Genomic DNA, 19,023 nt, shown 5'->3' on the forward strand with positions numbered 1-19,023 from the left:
CGGGTCGGTGGTCAGGACAGGCCGAGTTCGTCGTCGAGGAGGTCGAAGAGTTCGTCGGCCGTGGCGGCCTGGATGTCCTGCTTTTCGGCGTCGCTGTCCTGTGCACTGTGCGTGTCGTTCCACTTCGCCAGAAGGTCGCGCAGTCGGGCGGTGATGCCCGCGCGTTCGGCGTCGTCGGGGGCGACCGCCGTGAGGAGGGATGCGAGCTTGTCGAGTTCGGTGTGGACGGACGAGCGGCCGGGCTCCGTCGGGGCGGTGCGCTCCGCGATGTACGCGGCGAGCGCCGCCGGTGACGGGTAGTCGAAGATCAGCGTGACGGGCAGCCGCAGCCCGGAGGCGGCGGTGAGCCGGTTGCGCAGGTCGACGGCGGTCAGCGAGTCGAAGCCGAGGTCGAGGAAACCGCGGTCGGCGTCGACGTCGTCGGCCGTGCCGTGGCCGAGGACGGCGGCGACCTGGGTGCGGACCAGTTCGTTCAGGGCCTGGTCGCGTTCGGCGGCCGGCAGGCCGGTCAGTCGTTCCTGGAGGGAGCCCACCGGTTCGCCGGCCGCCGGGGAGGCGGCGCGGCCGGCGCCGGCGGCGACCCGGCGGGCGGGGGTGCGGACGAGTCCGCGCAGCAGCGGCGGCAGGGTGCCTTCGGCGGCCTGGGCACGCAGCGCGGCCGGTTCGACCCGCATGGGGACGAGGACGGCGTCCGCCAGGGTGCGGGAGGTGTCGAACAGGGCCAGGCCCTCGTCGGGGGCGAGGGCGGCGACGCCGGAGCGGGCCATCCGGGTCAGGTCGGCCTCGTCGAGGGCGCCCGCCATGCCGTCGGCGGTCGCCCACAGTCCCCAGGCGAGGGAGCTGGCCGCGAGGCCGCGGCCGGTGCGGTGGTGGGCGAGGGCGTCGAGGAAGGCGTTCGCGGCGGCGTAGTTGGCCTGGCCGGCGGCGCCGAAGCAGCCGGCGACCGAGGAGAACAGGACGAACGCGGTGAGCTGTCCGCCCTCGGTCAGCTCGTGCAGGTTCCAGGCGGCGTCGACCTTGGGCCGCAGGACGGTGTCGAGTCGTTCGGGCGTCAGCGAGTCGATGATCCCGTCGTCGAGGACACCGGCCGCGTGGACGACGGCGGTCAGTGGCCGGTCGGCGGGGACGGCGGCCAGGACGGCGGCCAGGGCGTCCCGGTCGGCGGCGTCGCAGGCGGCCCAGGTGACGTCCGCGCCGTGGGCGTTCAGGGCCCGCGTCAGGTCGGCCGCGCCGGGTGCCGCGTCGCCGCGGCGGCTGAGCAGCAGCAGGTTCCGTACGCCGTGGGTGGCGGCGAGGTGCCGGGCGAACAGCGAGCCGAGGGTGCCGGCGGCGCCGGTGACGAGGACGGTGCCGGTCGGGTCGATCGCCGGGGCGACCGTGTCCGGGGCGGGGTCGGTGCGGGGGACGCGGCGCAGCCGGAAGGCGTACGCTTCGCCGGCCCGCAGGGCCAGTTGCGGTTCGTCGCCCGCGAGGGCGGTGGCCAGCGCGCCGAGGGAGGCGTCGGAGCCGTCGGTGTCGGCGAGGACGAACCGGCCGGGGTTCTCCGACTGCGCCGACCGCACCAGACCCCACACCGGGGCGTGGGCGAGGTCGGTGACGTGTTCGCCGGGTACGGCGGCCATCGTGCCCCGGGTGAGCAGGACCAGCCGGGACGCGTCGAGGCGTTCCTCGGCGAGCCACTCCTTGACCAGGGCGAGCGCCCGGTGGGTGGCGGTGCGGGCGGTGGCGGCCCGGCCGCCGGGGCGGGCGGTCGCGGTCAGCGGGACGATCACGACGTCCGGTGCGGGGGCGCCCGCGGCGAGTGCCCCGCGCAGGGCGGTGAGGTCGGCGTGGCCGTCGAGGGGCGCCCCACCGATGCGGAGGGCGGCCCGGTCCTCGCCGAGCACCGCCCACCGCTCGTCGGCGGGCACGGGGCCCGCGGTCAGCGGCAGCTTCGTCCACTCGACCCCGAACAGGGACTCGTGGTGCGCGGTGCGGTGGGCGCCGAGCCGGTCGGCGGACACCGGACGCAGGATCAGCGAGTCGACGGAGGCCACCGGGGCTCCGGTGTGGTCGGCGATGGCCAGGGCCACGCCGCCGCCGGGCGCGCCGGCGGTGACCCGGACCCGCAGACTGGTCGCGCCGCTCGCGTGGAGGCGTACGCCGGTCCAGGCGAACGGCAGGCGGGCGCCGTCGCCCGCTTCGGTGTCGCCCGGTACGCCCAGGCCGATGGCCTGGAGGGCGGCGTCGAGGAGCGCGGGGTGCACGGCGTAGGCGCCGGCGTCGGTCCCGTACGCCTCGTCGAGGGCGACCTCGGCGAACAGTTCGGCCTCGCCGCGCCAGGCGGCGCGCAGTCCCTGGAAGACGGGGCCGTAGCCGAGGCCGGCCGCGGCGGCGGCCGGGTAGAAGCCGTCGGTGGGTACGGGTTCGGCGCCGGTCGGCGGCCACGCGGACAGGTCGGCGGGGCGTGCCGGGCCGGTGGGGGCGAGGACGCCGGTGGCGTGCCGGGTCCACGGTTCCTCGGCCGGGGCGTCGGCGGGACGGGAGTGCACGGTCAGCGTGCGCCGGCCGGTCCCGTCGGCGCCGTCGACGGTCAGTTGGAGCTGGACGGTGCCCTGTTCGCCGAGGGTGAGCGGGGCCTCGATGGCCAGTTCCTCCACGGTGTCGCAGCCGGTCTCCGCGCCGGCCCGCAGGGCCAGTTCGACGAAGGCGGTGCCGGGCAGCAGGACGGTGTCCATGACGGTGTGGTCGGCGAGCCAGGGGTGCGTGGACAGCGCGAGGCGTCCGGTGAGGAGGAGTCCGTCGGAGGCGGGCAGCGGGACGGTGGCCCCGAGCAGCGGGTGACCGGCGGCGTCCAGGCCGGCCGCGTACACGTCCTCGGCGGAGACCCCGACGTCGAGCCAGTAGCGCTTGCGCTGGAAGGCGTAGGTGGGCAGCTCGACGCGGCGGGCGCCGGTACCGGCGAAGTACGCCGTCCAGTCGAGGGGGACGCCGTGGACGTGGGCGCGGGCGAGGGCGTCGGTGAACGTCCTCGTCTCGGGGCGGTCCTTGCGGAGCACGGGCACGCACAGCGCGGGCCGGGGGGCGTCGTCGGGCAGGCAGTCGGGGACGAGCGCGGACAGGGTGGCGTCGGGGCCGAGTTCGACGTACGTCGTCACCCCGGCCGCGTCCAGGGCGCGGACGCCGTCGAGGAAGCGGACGGCTTCGCGGACGTGGCGGACCCAGAAGTCGGCGGAGCCCATCTCGTCGGTGACGGTCGCGCGGGTCAGGCAGGACACGACGGGGATGCGCGGGGCGGCGTACGTCAGGGCCTCGGCGACCTTGCGGAAGTCGGCGAGCATGGCGTCCATGTGCGGCGAGTGGAAGGCGTGACTGACCGACAGGCGCTTCGACTTGCGGTCGGGGAGGGCCGCAACGACCGCCGTCGCCGCGTCCTCGTCGCCGGCGATCACGAGCGACCGCGGTCCGTTGACGGCGGCGATGCCCACCCGGTCGGTGAGCAGCGGCAGGACCTCGTCCTCGGAGGCCTGAATCGCGATCATCACGCCGCCGGCCGGCAGGGCCTGCATCAACCGGCCGCGCGCGGCGACGAGTTCGGCGGCGTCCTGGAGGGTGAGGACCCCCGCGACGTGCGCGGCGGTGATCTCGCCGATGGAGTGTCCGGCGAGCACGTCGGGCCGCAGTCCGCGGCTCGTCAGCAGCCGGAACAGGGCGACCTCGATCGCGAAGAGCGCGGGCTGGGTGTACTCCGTACGGTCCAGGAGGGCGGCGTCCATACCGAACAGCACGTCTCGCAGCGGGAGTTCGAGGTGTCGGTCGAGTTCGACGCACACCTCGTCCAGGGCCTGCGCGAAGGCGGGTTCGGCCGCGTACAGTCCGCGTCCCGCGCCGAGGCGCTGGCTGCCCTGCCCGGTGAACAGGAAGGCGACTTGGCCCTCGTGCGCGGTCCCCCGTACGAGGCCGGCCGCGTCCTCGCCGCGGGCCAGCGCGTCGAGCGCGCCCAGCAGCTCCGTACGGTCGGCGGTGACCAGCGCGGCGCGCTGCTCCAGGGCCGAGCGGCTCGTCGCCAGGGACAGGGCCAGGTCGGCGGGGCGCAGGTCGGTGTCGTCGTGGACGCGGGTGTGGAGCAGCCGGGCCTGGGCGCGCAGCGCGTCCTCACCGCGGGCCGAGAGGACCACGGGCGGGTACGACGGTTGCGGCTGCGGGTCGGCGGCCGGCTCGGGAGCGGTGGTGGGCGCGGGGGCGGTGGCCGGCGCGGGGCCGGTGTCCGGGGCCTGTTCGATGACGGCGTGGGCGTTCGTGCCGCTGATGCCGAAGGAGGAGACGCCGGCGCGGCGCGGGCGCCCGGTGTCGGGCCACTCGACCTGTTCGGTGAGCAGCGTCACCGCGCCCGCCGACCAGTCGACGTGCGGGGTGGGCTCGTCGACGTGGAGGGTCTTGGGCACGACGCCGTGCCGCATCGCCATGACCATCTTGATGATGCCGGCGACGCCGGCCGCGGCCTGGGTGTGACCGAGGTTGGACTTCACCGAACCGAGCAACAGGGGCTGGTCGTCGCCGTGTTCACGACCGTAGGTGGCCAGTACGGCCTGTGCCTCGATGGGGTCGCCGAGGGTGGTGCCGGTGCCGTGGGCCTCGACGACGTCGACGTCCGCGGCGGACAGCCGTGCGTTGGCGAGGGCCTGGCGGATGACGCGCTGCTGGGACGGCCCGTTGGGGGCGGTGAGGCCGTTGGAGGCGCCGTCCTGGTTGACGGCGGAGCCGCGGACGACGGCCAGGACCTGGTGGCCGTTGCGGCGGGCGTCGGAGAGCCGCTCCAGCAGGAGCATGCCCGCGCCCTCGCCCCAGCCGGTGCCGTCGGCGGCGGCGGCGAAGGACTTGCAGCGGCCGTCGGCGGCGAGGCCGCGCTGGCGGCTGAACTCGATGAACGTGCCGGGTGTGAACATCACGGTGACGCCGCCCGCCAGCGCGAGGGAGCACTCGCCGTTGCGCAGGGCCTGCGCGGCGAGGTGCAGGGCGACGAGCGAGGAGGAGCAGGCCGTGTCGACGGTGACCGCGGGGCCCTCCAGGCCGAAGGTGTAGGCGACGCGGCCCGAGACGATGCTGCTGGAACTGCCGGTGCCGAGGTAGCCCTCGACGCCGTCGGGCACGGCGTGCAGGCGGGCGCCGTAGTCGTGGTACATGACGCCGGCGAAGACGCCCGTGCGGGTGCCGCGCACCGCGGACGGGGCGATCCCGGCGCGTTCGAAGACCTCCCAGGTGGTCTCCAGCAGCAGGCGTTGTTGCGGGTCCATGGCGAGGGCCTCGCGCGGGGAGATCCCGAAGAAGGAGGCGTCGAACTCGGCGGCGTCGTGCAGGAAGCCGCCTTCGCGGGCGTACGAGGTGCCCGGGTGTTCGGGGTCGGGGTGGTAGAGGGCGTCGGTGTCCCAGCCGCGGTTCTCGGGAAGGCGGGTGATGCCGTCCTCGCCGGCGGTGAGGAGCTGCCAGAGGTCCTCGGGGGTGCGGACGTCGCCGGGGTAGCGGCAGCTCATCGCGACGATCGCGATGGGTTCGTCGTCGGCCGTCGTGGGCGCCGCGGCGCCGCCGGGGGCGCCGGGGGTGGTGTCCGGGTCCGCGTCGCCGAACAGTTCGGTGCGCAGGTGCCGGGCGAGGACGGTCGGGTCCGGGTAGTCGAAGATGAGGGTAGCGGGCAGCCGCAGGGCGGTCGCGGCGTTCAGCCGGTTGCGCAGCTCCACGGCGGTCAGCGAGTCGAAGCCGAGCTCCTTGAAGGCCCGCCCGGACTCGACTGCGGCCGGACCGGCGTGTCCGAGGACGGCCGCGACCTGCGTACGGACCAGGTCCAGCAGAGCGCGGTCCTGTTCGGCCGGGGACAGCCCGGCCAGTCGGGCCCGCGGACCGGACCCGTCGCCGGCGGCGGCCGCGGTGGCGTCGACCGAGCGGCGGGCGACGCCGCGTACGAGGCCGCGCAGCAGCGGGGCGACGGCGCCGGCGGCGGCCTGGACGCGCAGGGCCTCGGTGTCGACGCGCATGAGGGCGACGGCCGCGCCGTCGAGGGCGACGGCGGTGTCGAACAGTTCCAGGCCGTCGCCGGCCGTCAGCGGGGGCAGTCCGGCCCGGCGCATCCGGTTGACGTCGGCGGCGTCCAGCGCGCCGGCCATGCCGTCGGCGACGGACCACAGGCCCCAGGCCAGCGCGGTGGCCGGCAGGCCCCGGGCGTGGCGGTGCTGGGCGAGGGCGTCCAGGAAGGTGTTGGCGGCGGCGTAGTTGCCTTGGCCGGGACCGCCGAACAGGCCGGAGGTGGAGGAGAACAGCACGAAGGCGGACAGGTCCGGGGCGAGGTCCCGGGTCAGTTCGTGCAGGTTCCAGGCCGCGTCCACCTTGGGGCGCAGGACGGCCGACAGCCGGTCGGGGGTCAGGGAGGTGATGACGCCGTCGTCGAGGACGCCTGCGGTGTGCACGACGGCCGTCAGCGGGTGCTCGGCGGGGATGCCCGCGAGCAGGGCGGCGAGGGCGTCCCGGTCGGCGACGTCGCAGGCGGCCCAGGTGGCGGTGGCGCCGGCCTCGGCGAGCGCGGCGACGAGGTCGGCCGCGCCGGGGGCGTCGGCGCCGCGCCGGCCGACGAGGAGCAGCCGGCGCACCCCGTGTTCGGCGGCCAGGTGCCGGGCGAGGAGGCCGCCGAGCGCGCCGGTGGCTCCGGTGATCAGGACCGTTCCGTCGGGTCCGAAGGCCGGGGCGCGACGGGGAGCGTCCTGCGCGCCGGCATCGGGTGCGCCGGCCTCGGTTGCGAGGGCGTCCTCGCCGGTTTCGACGCGGGCCAGGCGCGGGGCGAGTACGGCGCCGTCGCGCAGGGCGAACCGTTCCTCGTCGGCGGTGAGCGCGGCGCGCAGCGCGGCCGGGTGGCGGTCGTCGGGGATCGTGTCGGGGCCCGCGTCGACGAGGGCGATCCGGCCGGGGTGCTCCGTCTGGGCGGAGCCCAGTAGGCCCCATACGGTGGCGGCGGCGAGGTCGCTCACGTCCTCGCCCGGTATCGCGGCGACGGCGCCCCGGGTGACGACGACCAGTCGGGCGGCGGCGAACCGCTCGTCCGCGAGCCACGTCCGGGCGAGGGCCAGCGCGTCGTGCGCGGCGTCGTGCACGGCCGCGGCGGAGAGCGGGCCGGGGGTCGGCGCGAAGTCGAGGAGGACCTCGTCGGGTACGGGCGCTCCCGCGTCGACGGCGGCGGCGAGCGCGGCGAGGTCCGGGTAACGGGCGGTGTCCGGCGTGTCCTGCGAGGCCGGGTCCGCGGCCGCGCCGAGGCGGGCGTACCGGGTCGCGTCCTGCGGGCCGGCGAGGCCGGTGAGCTCGGTCCACTGACGGCGGAACACGGACTCGTGGTAGGTGGTGCGGGCGGCCCGCAGTTGGTCGGCGGTCACCGGGCGCAGCCCGAGGGAGTCGACGGTCGCGACGGGGACGCCGGCGGCGTCGGCGATCTCCAGCCGGACCCCTTCGGCGCCGGCCGGGGTGAGGCGTACGCGCAGGGTGCTTGCGCCGCCGGCGTACAGGGACACCCCGGACCAGGCGAAGGGCAGCCGGCCCCGGCCGTCGTCGGCGCCGAGGCCGCCGAGGCCGATGGCGTGCAGGGCGGCGTCGAGCAGCGCGGGGTGCAGGCCGAAACGGCCCGCCTGGTCGGCGGCGGCTTCGGGCAGGGCGACCTCGGCGTACACCGCGCCCTCGTGCTGCCAGGCCGTCCGCAGGCCGCGGAAGGTGGGTCCGTAGGCGAAGCCGATGCCGTCGAGGGCTTCGTAGCGGCCGTCGAGCGGTACCTCGACGGCGCCGGACGGCGGCCAGGCGCTCAGGTCGAAGTCGGCGGCGGTGCGGCCGGCTTCGGCGAGGACGCCGGCGGCGTGCCGCGTCCAGGGTTCCTCGGCGGCCAGGCCTTCGGCGCGGGAGTGCAGGGCGAGCGGCCGGCGGCCGGCCTCGTCGGCGGCGCCGACCCGGACGCGCAGTTGGACGCCGCCGCGCTCGGGCAGCACCAGGGGCGCTTCGAGGGTGAGTTCTTCGAGGTGGTCGCAGCCGAGTTGGTCCCCGGCGCGGGTCGCGAGTTCCACGAAGGCCGTGCCGGGGAGCAGGACGCTGCCGAGGATGGCGTGGTCGGCCAGCCAGGGGTGCGTGGACAGGGAGAGGCGTCCGACGAACACCATGCCGTCGGACTCGGGCAGCGCGACGGCGGCGGTGAGCAGCGGGTGGGCGGTGTCGTCGAGGCCGATCGCCTCGACGTCACCGAGGCGCAGGTAGGACAGCGCGGGCCAGTAGCGCTGCCGTTGGAAGGGGTAGGTGGGCAGGTCGACGCGGTGGGCGTCGGTACCGGCGAAGTACGCCGTCCAGTCGACGCCGATGCCGTGGACGTGGGCCCGGGCGAGGGCGGTGACGAGGGCTTCGCCCTCTGGGTGCCCCTTGCGCAGGACGGGGATGAGGACGGGGTCCGGGGTGTCGGCCGAGGGGGTGACGCAGTCCTGTACGAGCCCGGACAGCACCCCGTCGGGGCCGAGTTCGAGGTAGCTGGTCACGCCGGCGGCTTCGAGGGCGCGGACGCCGTCGAGGAAGCGGACGCCTTCGCGGACGTGCCGGACCCAGAAGTCCGCCGTACCCATGTCGTCGTCGGTGACGAGGGCGCCGGTCAGGTTCGACACGATCGGGATGCGCGGCGCCGCGAAGTCGAGTCCGTCCACGACGCGGCGGAAGTCGTCCAGCATGCCGTCCATGTGGGGCGAGTGGAAGGCGTGGCTGACGGTAAGGCGTTTGGTCCGGCGGTCGGGGAAGGACGCGACGAGCGCGGCGGCCGCGTCCTCGTCACCGGCGATCACGACGGAGCGCGGGCCGTTGACGGCGGCGATGCTCACCCGGTCGGTCAGCAGCGGCAGCACCTCGTCCTCCGAGGCCTGGACGGCGACCATGGCTCCACCGGCGGGCAGCGCCTGCATCAGCCGGCCGCGCGCCGCCACCAGCGCGCACGCGTCGGCCAGGGTCAGCACCCCCGCGACGTGCGCGGCGGCGATCTCACCGATGGAGTGACCGGAGAGGAAGTCCGGCTTCACACCCCACGATTCCAGCAGGCGGAACAGTGCCACCTCGACGGCGAACAATGCGGGCTGCGTGAACCGCGTCTGGTCCAGCAGCGCGGCATCGGAGCCGAACAGGATCTCCTTGAGCGGGAGTTCGAGCAGGACGTCCAGGTGGGCGCAGACCTCGTCGAGCGCGTCGGCGAACACCGGTTGCGTGTCGTGGAGTTCTCGGCCCATGTCGAGGCGCTGGCTGCCCTGGCCGGTGAACAGGAAGGCGAGCTTGCCGGCGGTCGGAGCGCCCGCCACGAGCGCCGCGGCCGGCGCGTCCTCGGCCAGTGCCTCCAGGCCCGCGAGGAGCGTGTCACGGTCGGCGGCCACCACGGCGGCGCGGTGTTCGAACGCGGAGCGGCCGAGGGCGAGGGAGAGTCCCAGGTCGTCGGGGCGCAGCTCGGGGTGTCGTGCGGCGTGGGCGTGCAGGCGGCGCGCCTGGTCGCGCAGAGCGTCCCGGCTCTTGCCCGACAGGATCCACGGCAGCGGCGACGGCGACTCGCGGTGCGGTGTCGACGGCTCGGCGGGCGCGGGCGGCTCGGCGGGCGCGGGCGGCTCGGCCGGCGCGGGCGCGGGGGCCTCTTCGATGATGGTGTGGGCGTTGGTGCCGCTGATGCCGAACGAGGACACGCCGGCCCGGCGCGGACGCCCGGTCCCGGGCCACTCCACCGGCTCCGTCAGCAGTGCGATGTCGCCGGCCGTCCAGTCGACGTGCGGGGACGCCTCGTCCACGTGCAGGGTCCGGGGCAGTACCCCGTGCCGCATGGCCAGCACCATCTTCATGACGCCGGCGACGCCCGCGGCGGCCTGGGTGTGGCCGAAGTTCGACTTGATGGAGCCGAGCAGCAGCGGCCGCCCGTCGGGCCGGTCCTGACCGTACGTGGCCAGCAGGGCCTGCGCTTCGATCGGGTCGCCGAGCCGGGTGCCGGTGCCGTGGGCCTCGACCGCGTCCACGTCGGCGGGGGTCAGACCGGCGGAGTCCAGCGCCTGGCGGATGACGCGCTGCTGGGACGGCCCGTTGGGAGCGGTCAGGCCGTTGCTCGCGCCGTCCTGGTTGACGGCCGAGCCGCGGACGAGGGCGAGCACCGGATGCCCGTTGCGGCGGGCGTCGGAGAGCCGCTCGACGAGCAGCATGCCGAGACCCTCGCCCCAGCCGGTGCCGTCGGCGGCGGCGGCGAAGGCCTTGATGCGGCCATCGGCGGCCAGACCGCGCTGGCGGCTGAAGTCGACGAAGGAGGCGGGCGTCGACATGACGGTCACACCGCCCGCGAGCGCCATCGTGCACTCGCCGGCGCGCAGCGCCTGGATCGCCCAGTGCAGGGCGACCAGCGAGGACGAGCAGGCCGTGTCGACGGTGACGGCCGGGCCCTCCAGGCCCAGGGCGTAGGAGACGCGGCCGGAGACCACGCTCGCCGCGTTGCCGGTGCCGAGGAACCCCTCGCTGCCGTCGGGGGCGGCGAGGATGACGTCGAGGTAGTCCTGCCCGTTGGTGCCGGTGAAGACGCCGATCCGCTCGCCGCGCACGGTGGCGGGGTCGATGCCGGCCCGCTCGAAGGCCTCCCAGGAGGTTTCCAGCAGCAGGCGCTGCTGCGGGTCCATGGCGAGGGCCTCGCGCGGGGAGATCCCGAAGAAGCCGGGGTCGAACGTGGTGGCGTCGGTGAGGAAGCCGCCCTCGCGGACGTAGGTGGTGTTCTCGGTGAGGGACTCCGGGTCGTACAGCCCGTCCAGGTCCCAGCCACGGTCGTCGGGGAACGCGGAGATCGCGTCACGGCCCTCGGCGAGCAGTTCCCACAGCTCCTCCGGCGTGCGGACCCCGCCGGGGAAGCGGCAGCTCATCGCGACGATCGCGATGGGGTCGTCGTCGGGGGCGGTCACGGCGGTGGGGGCGACGGGTGCGGCGGGCAGGGCGCCGAGGAGTTCGTCCTGGAGGAACGCGGCCAGGGACAGCGAGTTGGGGTAGTCGAAGATCAGGGTCGCGGGCAGCCTCAGCCCCGTCCGGGCGGTCAGCAGGTTGCGGATCTCCACGGCGGTCAGGGAGTCGAAGCCGAGGTCCCGGAAGGCGATGGCGGGATCCACCGAGGCGGGCCCCGGGTAGCCGAGGACGGCGGCGATCTGCGTACGGACGAACTCCAGCGCGAGCCCCTCGCGCTCACCGGCCGGGGCCTGGGCGAGGTCCCGGGTGAAGCCGTCGGGTGCGTCGGCGCCACCACCAGCGCCGGGCGTGCCGGGTGCGCCGGCCGCGGCGAGGGTCCGTACCGCGTCGGGGAGTTCGGCGATGAGCGGGCAGGGGCGTACGGCGGTGAGGCCGGGCGCCAGACGGTCCCAGTCGATGTCGGCGACGACCACGGACGTCTCGTCGAGGCTGAGCGCCATGTGCAGTGCGGAGACGGCGAGTTCGGGCGGGAGCCCGGGGAGGCCGGCGGCGCGCAAACGTTCGGCGACGAGTTCGTCGGTGGCCATGCCGCCCTCGGCCCAGGCACCCCAGGCGATCACGGTGGCGGGCAGGCCGTCCGCGCGGCGCCGGTCGGCGAGCGCGTCCAGGGAGGCGTTCGCGGCTGCGTAGTTGGCTTGTCCGGTGGCGCCGAAGGCGGCGGCGAGGGAGGAGAAGAGGACGAACGCGGACAGGTCCAGGTCGCGGGTCAACTCGTCGAGGACTTGGGCGGCGTGGGCCTTGGGGCCGAGCACCGCGGCCAGGCGCGCCGGGGTCAGCGCGTCGAGGACCCCGTCGTCGAGGACGCCCGCGGCGTGGACGACGGTGGTCAGCGGGAATGCGGACGGAACACCGGCGAGCAGCTCGGTCACCGCGTCGCGGTCGGCGACGTCGCAGGCGGCGAGGGTGACCGAGGCGCCCATGTCCCGCAGTTCGGCGGCGAGTTCCTCCGCGCCGTCGGCGGCGGGGCCGCGCCTGCTGACCAGCAGCAGGTGCTCGGCTCCGGTACGGGCGAGCCAGCGCGCCACGTGCCGACCGAGCGCGCCCGTGGCGCCGGTGACCAGGGCGGTGCCGGTGGTGGTCCACTCGGCGGCGGGGCTCTGCTCCTGGGGTGCGCGGACCAGCCTGCGGGCGAGGACACCGGTGGAGCGGACGGCGAGGTGGTCCTCGGCGCCGATGCCGCCCAGCACGTCCATCAGGCGGGCGGCGGAGCGGGCGTCGGCGGTCGGCGGCAGGTCGACGAGGCCGCCCCAGCGGCCGGGCAGTTCGAGGGCGGCGGTGCGGCCGAGACCCCAGACCGGCGCCTGGGCCGGTGCGGTGAGCCGGTCGGAGCGGCCGGTGGACACCGCGCCCCGAGTGGCGGCCCAGAGGGGGGCGTCGACGTCCGTGTCGCCGAGTGCCTGGACGAGTGCGAGGGTGGCGGCGAGGCCGGCGGGCAGCGCCGGGTCCTCGGGGTGCGCCCGCTCGTCGAGGGCGAGCAGCGAGAGCACGCCGGCGGGCGCGTCCGTGCCCGCCAGGGCTTCCGCGATCCGGGCGGCGACGGCGGCCCGGTCCTCGACGGTCGCGTCGACCGTCAGGGTGCTGACGGTGACCCCGCGCGCGGCCAGGGCCCGGGCGGCGGCGACGGCCCACGGGGCGTCGGCGTGACCGGCGGGTACGACGAGGAGCCAGTGCCCGGACAGGGGTACGGACCCGGTGTCGGTGAGGGGTTTCCAGGTGACGCGGTAGCGCCAGCCGCCGACGGTGTCGCGGTCGCGGTGCCGGCGGTGCCAGGCGGACAGTGCGGGCAGCACGTTGCTGAGCGGCTCGTCGCCGCCGATGCCGAGGGTGTCGGCGAACGCGGCCAGGTCCTCGCTGTCGACGACCTCCCAGAACTTGGCGTCGCTGGTGCCCAGTTCGCGTCCGTCGGCGGGTCCGGCCAGGTCGGTGAAGGGGTCGCGGGGCCAGTACAGCTCGCGCTGGAAGGCGTACGTCGGCAGGTCGACGCGGCGCGCCCCGGTCCCGGCGAACCGGGCGACCCAGTCCGGGGACAGGCCTCGTACGTGGGCGCCCGCCACGGCGGCGGCCAGGGAGCGGGCTTCGGGGCGGCCGGTGCGCAGCGCGGGCAGGAACGCGGCGGCGCGGGCGCCGGTCGCGCTCCGGCAGTCCTGGCCGAGGGCGGAGAGCACCCCGCCGGGGCCGATCTCCAGGTAGGCGCTGACGCCGCGGCTCTCCAGCCAGCGGATGCCGTCGAGGAAGCGGACGGTCTCGCGGACGTGGCGGACCCAGAACTCGGCCGTACCCATCTCACCGTCGGTGACGAGGGCGCCGGTCAGGTTCGACACGACGGGGATGCGCGGAGCCGCGTACGTCAGCCCCTCCACGACCCGGCGGAAGGCGTCGAGCATGCCGTCCATGTGCGGCGAGTGGAACGCGTGACTGACCGAGAGCCGCTTGGACTTGCGGTCCGGGAAGGCCGCCACGACCGCCGCCACCGCGTCCTCGTCACCGGCGATCACGACAGCCTGCGGACCGTTGACGGCCGCGATGCTCACCCCGTCCGTCAACAACGGCAGGACCTCGTCCTCCGAAGCCCGCACCGCGACCATCACACCACCGGCCGGCAACGCCTGCATCAACCGACCACGCGCCGCCACCAACACACACGCGTCATCCAGCGACAACACACCGGCCACGTGCGCGGCGGCGATCTCACCGATCGAATGCCCGCAGAGGAAGTCCGGCTTCACACCCCACGACTCGAGGAGCCGGAACAGCGCCACCTCGACGGCGAACAAAGCCGGCTGCGTGAACCGCGTCTCGTCCAACAGGGCCGCGTCCGACCCGAACAACACGTCCTTCAACGGCAGATCGAGCTCCAGCCGACCGCACACCTCGTCCAACGCGGCCGCGAACACCGGATACGCGTCGTACAGTTCACGCCCCATACCCAGCCGCTGACTGCCCTGCCCCGTGAACAGGAACGCCAGCTTGCCATCGGTGGCGGACGCTTCGAGCACATCGGCGGACGCCCGACCCTCGGCGAGGGCGGCGAGCCCCGCCAGCAGTTCCTCGCGGTCCTCGGCGACGACCGCGGCCCGCCGGTCCAGGGCGGCCCGGGTGAGTGCCTGCGCGTAGGCGACGTCCTGGACGCGCAGCTCGGGCAGGGCCGTGAGGTGGGCGTGCAGCGTCGCGGCCTGCGCACGCAGCGCGGCCTCGGTCTTGCCGGAGAGGACCACCGGCACGACGGCCGGCTCGGCGCACGGTTCGAGTACCGGAACGCCATCGGCGCGGCCTGGGGTCGGCTCCTCGGCGGAACCTTCGACCGCCTCCTCGGCGCTCTCCAGGATGACGTGCGCGTTCGTCCCGCTCATGCCGAACGAGGACACACCGATGCGGCGCGGCCCCTCGTGCCGCGGCCACGGCCGCGCCTCGGTCAGCAGGGAGACCTCTCCCGCGGACCAGTCGACGTGCGGGGTCGGCTCGTCCAGGTGCAGGGTGCGCGGCAGCAGACCGTTGCGCATCGCCATGACGCTCTTGATGACGCCGGCGACGCCGGCGGCGGCCTGCGCGTGCCCGATGTTGGTCTTGAGGGAGCCCAGCCACAGCGGGCGCCCGTCGGGGCGGTCCTGGCCGTACGTGGCGATGATCGCCTGTGCCTCGATGGGGTCACCGAGGCCGGTGCCGGTGCCGTGCGCCTCGACGGCGTCGACCTGGTCGGGCGTGAGGCGGGCGTTGGACAGCGCCTGCAGGATGACCCGCTGCTGGGAGGGGCCGTTGGGGGCGGTCAGGCCGTTGGAGGCGCCGTCCTGGTTGACGGCGGTGCCGCGGACGACGGCGAGGACGCGGTGCCCCTTGCGGCGGGCGTCGGACAGCCGCTCCACGAGGAGGACGCCGACGCCTTCGGCGAGGCTGAAGCCGTCCGCGTCCGGCGAGAACGCCTTGCAGCGACCGTCGGTGGCCAGGCCGCGCTGCTTGCTGTAGTCGATGAACGTGCCGGGCGCGGCCATCAGGGTGGCACCACCGGCGAGCGCCATCGAGCACTCGCCGTTGCGCAGGGCTTGGACGGCCAGGTGCAGGGCGACGAGGGAGGACGAGCAGGCCGTGTCGACGGTGACGGCGGGGCCTTCGAGGCCGAACGTGTAGGACAGCCGGCCCGAGGCGACGCTCGCCGCGTTTCCGGTGCCGAGGTAGCCCTCCACGTTCTCGGAGGAACTCAGCAGCGCCGTCAGGTAGTCGTGGTTGCTGGTGCCGACGAACACGCCGACCTGCTTGCCGCGCATCGAGGTCGGGTCGATGCCCGCACGCTCGAACGCCTCCCACGAGGTTTCCAACAGGAGCCGCTGCTGGGGGTCCATGGCGAGGGCCTCGCGCGGGGAGATCCCGAACAGGGACGGATCGAACCGCGCGAAGTCCCGTACGAAGCCACCCTGGTTGGCGTAACTGGTGCCCGGGTGTTCGGGGTCGGGGTGGTAGACGGTGTCCATGTCCCAGCCGCGCTCGACGGGGAAGCCGGAAATGGCGTCCACTCCGTCGGCGACCAACTGCCACAGTTCCTCGGGCGAGGTCGCCCCACCGGGGTAGCGGCAGCCCATGCCCACGATGGCGACGGGGTCCTGGTTCTTCGCCTCGACGTCGCGAAGCCGCTGACGCGTCCGGTGCAGATCCGCCGTCACCAGCTTCAGGTAGTCCCGCAGCGTCTCTTCATTCGCCATGTAACGCAACCACCCATTTGCAGCAGACGGCATCGGAAAACTGTGTGCAGCGCCGAGAATTGACATCGGAAATGCGAGTGCTTCACTCGTCGGGCGAAGCGACTCCCGACCGCAGGCTATTTCCGGCCCAACCCGCCCTACAACCCCTAACTGCCCCCTACGCACCCCTGGTGGGGGAAGGCGTAGGGGGCAGTGTTTCCCGGGTAATTACTCACGGGAGCTGGTCATCTTCACCGAAAATCGGCAGACCGTCAATAACGACCGAGTCCCTTGTTGATAAAGGCGAACAGTTCCTCGTCGCTGGCGTCCTGGAGCTGGTCCGCCGCGTCGACGTCCCCGTCCGCACCGGCCGTCGCGTCGCCCCCGGCGCCGTCGACCCCGAGGGCCGCCGCGACGTTTTCCGTCGGACCGGCGGCGGTCGGGTCCTCGCTGTCGTTCCACTTCGTCAGCAGCGACTGGAGCCGCATCGTCACCCTGGCCCGCACCACGTTGTCGCCCGTGCCCTGTTCCAGTACGGATTCCAGTCGGTCGAGTTCCTCCAGCAGCGGGGCCCCGCCGGCCACCGCGTCGGGCACGATCCCGGCGCGCAGGTAGGCGGCGACGGCGGCCGGGGTGGGGTGGTCGAAGACGAGGCTGGCCGGCAGCTTCAGCCCGCTGACGGCGCCGAGCCGGTTGCGCAGCTCGACGGAGGTGAGGGAGTCGAATCCCAGCTCCTTGAACGCCCGCCCGGCTTCGACTGCCGTCAGGTCGGGGTGCCCGAGGACGGCGGCGACGGCCGTGCGGACCAGGTCCAGCAGCAGGCGCTCCTGCTCCACCTCGGGCAGCCCGGCGAGCTGCCGCGTCAGCGGCGCGCCCCCGGCCAGGTCGTCGGCGGTCTCGCGTTCCGCGCTCTCGATGACCCGCCGGGCCTCGGGGAGTTCCAGCAGCAGCGGACGGTCCCGGTCGGCGGTGAAGGCGAGGGTGAACCGCTTCCAGTCCATGTCGACGACGGTGAGGGTGCTCTCGTCCCGGTCCAGGGCGTGCTGGAGCGAAGTCAGCGTCCGGGCGGGCGACATGGCGATGATGCCGTGGCGCCGCAGCCGGTCGCCCGCCGCGCTGTCGTCGCCGTCCGCACTGCCCCAGGGACCCCAGGCGAGGGAGGTCGCGGGCAGGCCTTCGGCCCGCCGGTACGCGGCGAAGGCGTCGAGGAACGCGTTGCCGGGGGCCTGGTTGCCCTGGCCGGGGGCGCCGAAGGTGGCGGCGAAGGAGGAGAAGAGGACGAACGCCGACAGGTCGAGGTCACGGGTCAGCTCGTGCAGGTTCCGCGTCCCGTCCACCTTCACCCGCAGCACACCGGCGACCTGCTCGGGGGTGAGCGCCTCGATGACCCCGTCGTCCAGGACGGCCGCCGTGTGCACGACGGCGGTGAGCGGCCGGTCGGCGGGTACGGAAGCCAGGAGGGCGGCGAGTTCCTCGCGGTCGCCGACGTCGCAGGCGGCGACGGTGACGTCCGCGCCGAGCGCGATCAGCTCCGCGCGCAGCTCGGCGGCGCCGGGCGCGTCCGGACCACGACGACTGGTCAGGACCAGGTGCTCCGCACCGTTCGAAGCGAGCCAGCGGGCCACGTGCGCACCGAGCGCGCCCGTCCCCCCGGTGACCAGCGTCGTACCGGCCGGACGCCACTCGCGCACGACCGGCGACTCGGCGAGGCGGGCCCGCACGAGACGCCGTACGAACACCCCGGAAGCCCGCACGGCCACCTGGTCCTCCGCGCCGTCACCGGCCAGCACCCCTACGAGCCGGCCCAAGGTCCGGTCATCGACCTCCGACGGCAGGTCGACCAGGCCACCCCAGCGACCCCCCTGTTCCATGGAGGCGACCCGACCGAGACCCCAGATCAGCGCCTGCTCCGGGTCCTCGACCCGGTCGGACCGCCCTGCGGCGACCGCGTTCCGGGTGACGCACCACAGGGGCGCGGCCACGTCGGCGTCACCGAGGGCCTGGGACAGCGCGAGCCCGGCGGCAAAGGCGGCATCGCCGGCGAGGGCGAGGAGGGAGACGACGCCCGCGGGGTCGTCCGCCCCGGCGGTGACGGCCTTCAGCGTGGTGGCGAGCGCGTCCCGGTCGGCGGCTCCGGCGGCGACGGTGACCGTACGGACCTCCGCGCCGTGCTCGGCGAGCGTACGCAGCACACCGGCGGCGGTGTCGTCCCCGGCCGGGGCCTCCGGTACGACGACGAGCCACACCCCGGACAGGCGTTGCCGGGTCGGATCGTCGGCCCGGGACTTCCAGGTGACCCGGTAGCGCCATCCGTCGACCGTGGACTCCTCGCGGCTCTGTCGCCGCCAGGAGGACAGACCCGGCAGGACGGTACCCAGCGACTGGATCGCGTCGGGCGTGTCGAAGGCCAGCGCTTCGGCGAGCGCCGTCACGTCCTCCCGTTCGACGGCGTCCCAGAACCGGGCGTCGACCACACTCTCCGCAGCCTGCTCCCCCGCTTCGACGGGGGCGGGCTCGGGCCAGAAACGCTGCGACTGGAAGGCGTAGGTCGGCAGGTCCACGCGCCGGGCACCCGTACCGGCGAACACGGCATCCCAGTCGACGGCCACACCCCGCACGTACGCCTCACCGAGCGACAACCAGAAGCGCTCCAACCCGCCCTCGTTGCGGCGCAACGACCCGAGGACGGCGGCCTCGCGGCCCGCGCCCTCCACCGTCTCCTGCATCCCGACCGTCAGCACGGGGTGGGGGCTCGACTCGATGAACACGCCGAAACCCTGATCGAGGAGCGTGCGAGTGGCTTCCTCCAGCTCGACCGTCTGGCGGAGGTTGCGGAACCAGTAACCCGCGTCCAGCTCGGGCCCATTGACCCACTCACCCGTCACGGTCGACAGGAACGGCACCTGCGCGGGCTGCGCAACGATCGGAGCGAGCAACTCGCCCAGTTCGTCCTTCAGGAGATCGACCTGGGCGGAATGCGAGGCGTAGTCCACCGCGATCCGCTTCGCACGAATCCCGTCAGCCTCGCAAGCGGCCAGGAGTTCTTCCAAGGCCTCGACCTCACCGGAAACGACCACCGAGGAAGGCCCGTTGACAGCGGCGACGGAAATCCGCGCCTCGCCCCACGTGGCGATCCGCTCACGCACCTCGACAGCGGACAGGGGCACGGAGACCATGCCACCCAAACCGGCCAGCACCCGACCGATCGCCTGACTGCGCAGGGCAACCACCCGAGCCGCATCCTCCAGCGACAGGACCCCCGCCACACACGCGGCGGCGATCTCACCCTGCGAATGCCCGATCACCGCACCCGGACGCACACCCGCCGCCCGCCACACCTCGGCCAACGACA

2 protein-coding genes are annotated in these 19,023 nt (G+C 74.6%); both read right to left on the reverse strand.

Features of this window, described 5'->3' with window-relative positions; all coding sequences use genetic code 11:
* Positions 1-11: 11 nt before the first annotated feature.
* Positions 12-15,692 (reverse strand): type I polyketide synthase, encoded by a 15,681-nt coding sequence (locus AB0D46_RS35090; RefSeq protein WP_362883669.1) that lies wholly within the window; start codon positions 15,690-15,692, stop codon positions 12-14.
* A gap of 251 nt (positions 15,693-15,943) precedes the next feature.
* Positions 15,944-19,023 (reverse strand): SDR family NAD(P)-dependent oxidoreductase (locus tag AB0D46_RS35095; protein ID WP_362883671.1); only part of this gene is annotated, 3,080 nt, incomplete at its 5' end.

Source organism: Streptomyces sp. NPDC048383 (assembly GCF_040651775.1).
Lineage (GTDB): Bacteria > Actinomycetota > Actinomycetes > Streptomycetales > Streptomycetaceae > Streptomyces.

Excerpts from the sequence above, each read along its gene's own strand:
- AB0D46_RS35090 (WP_362883669.1), bottom strand. The coding sequence starts at position 15,692 with ATGGCGAATGAAGAGACGCTGCGGGACTACCTGAAGCTGGTGACGGCG.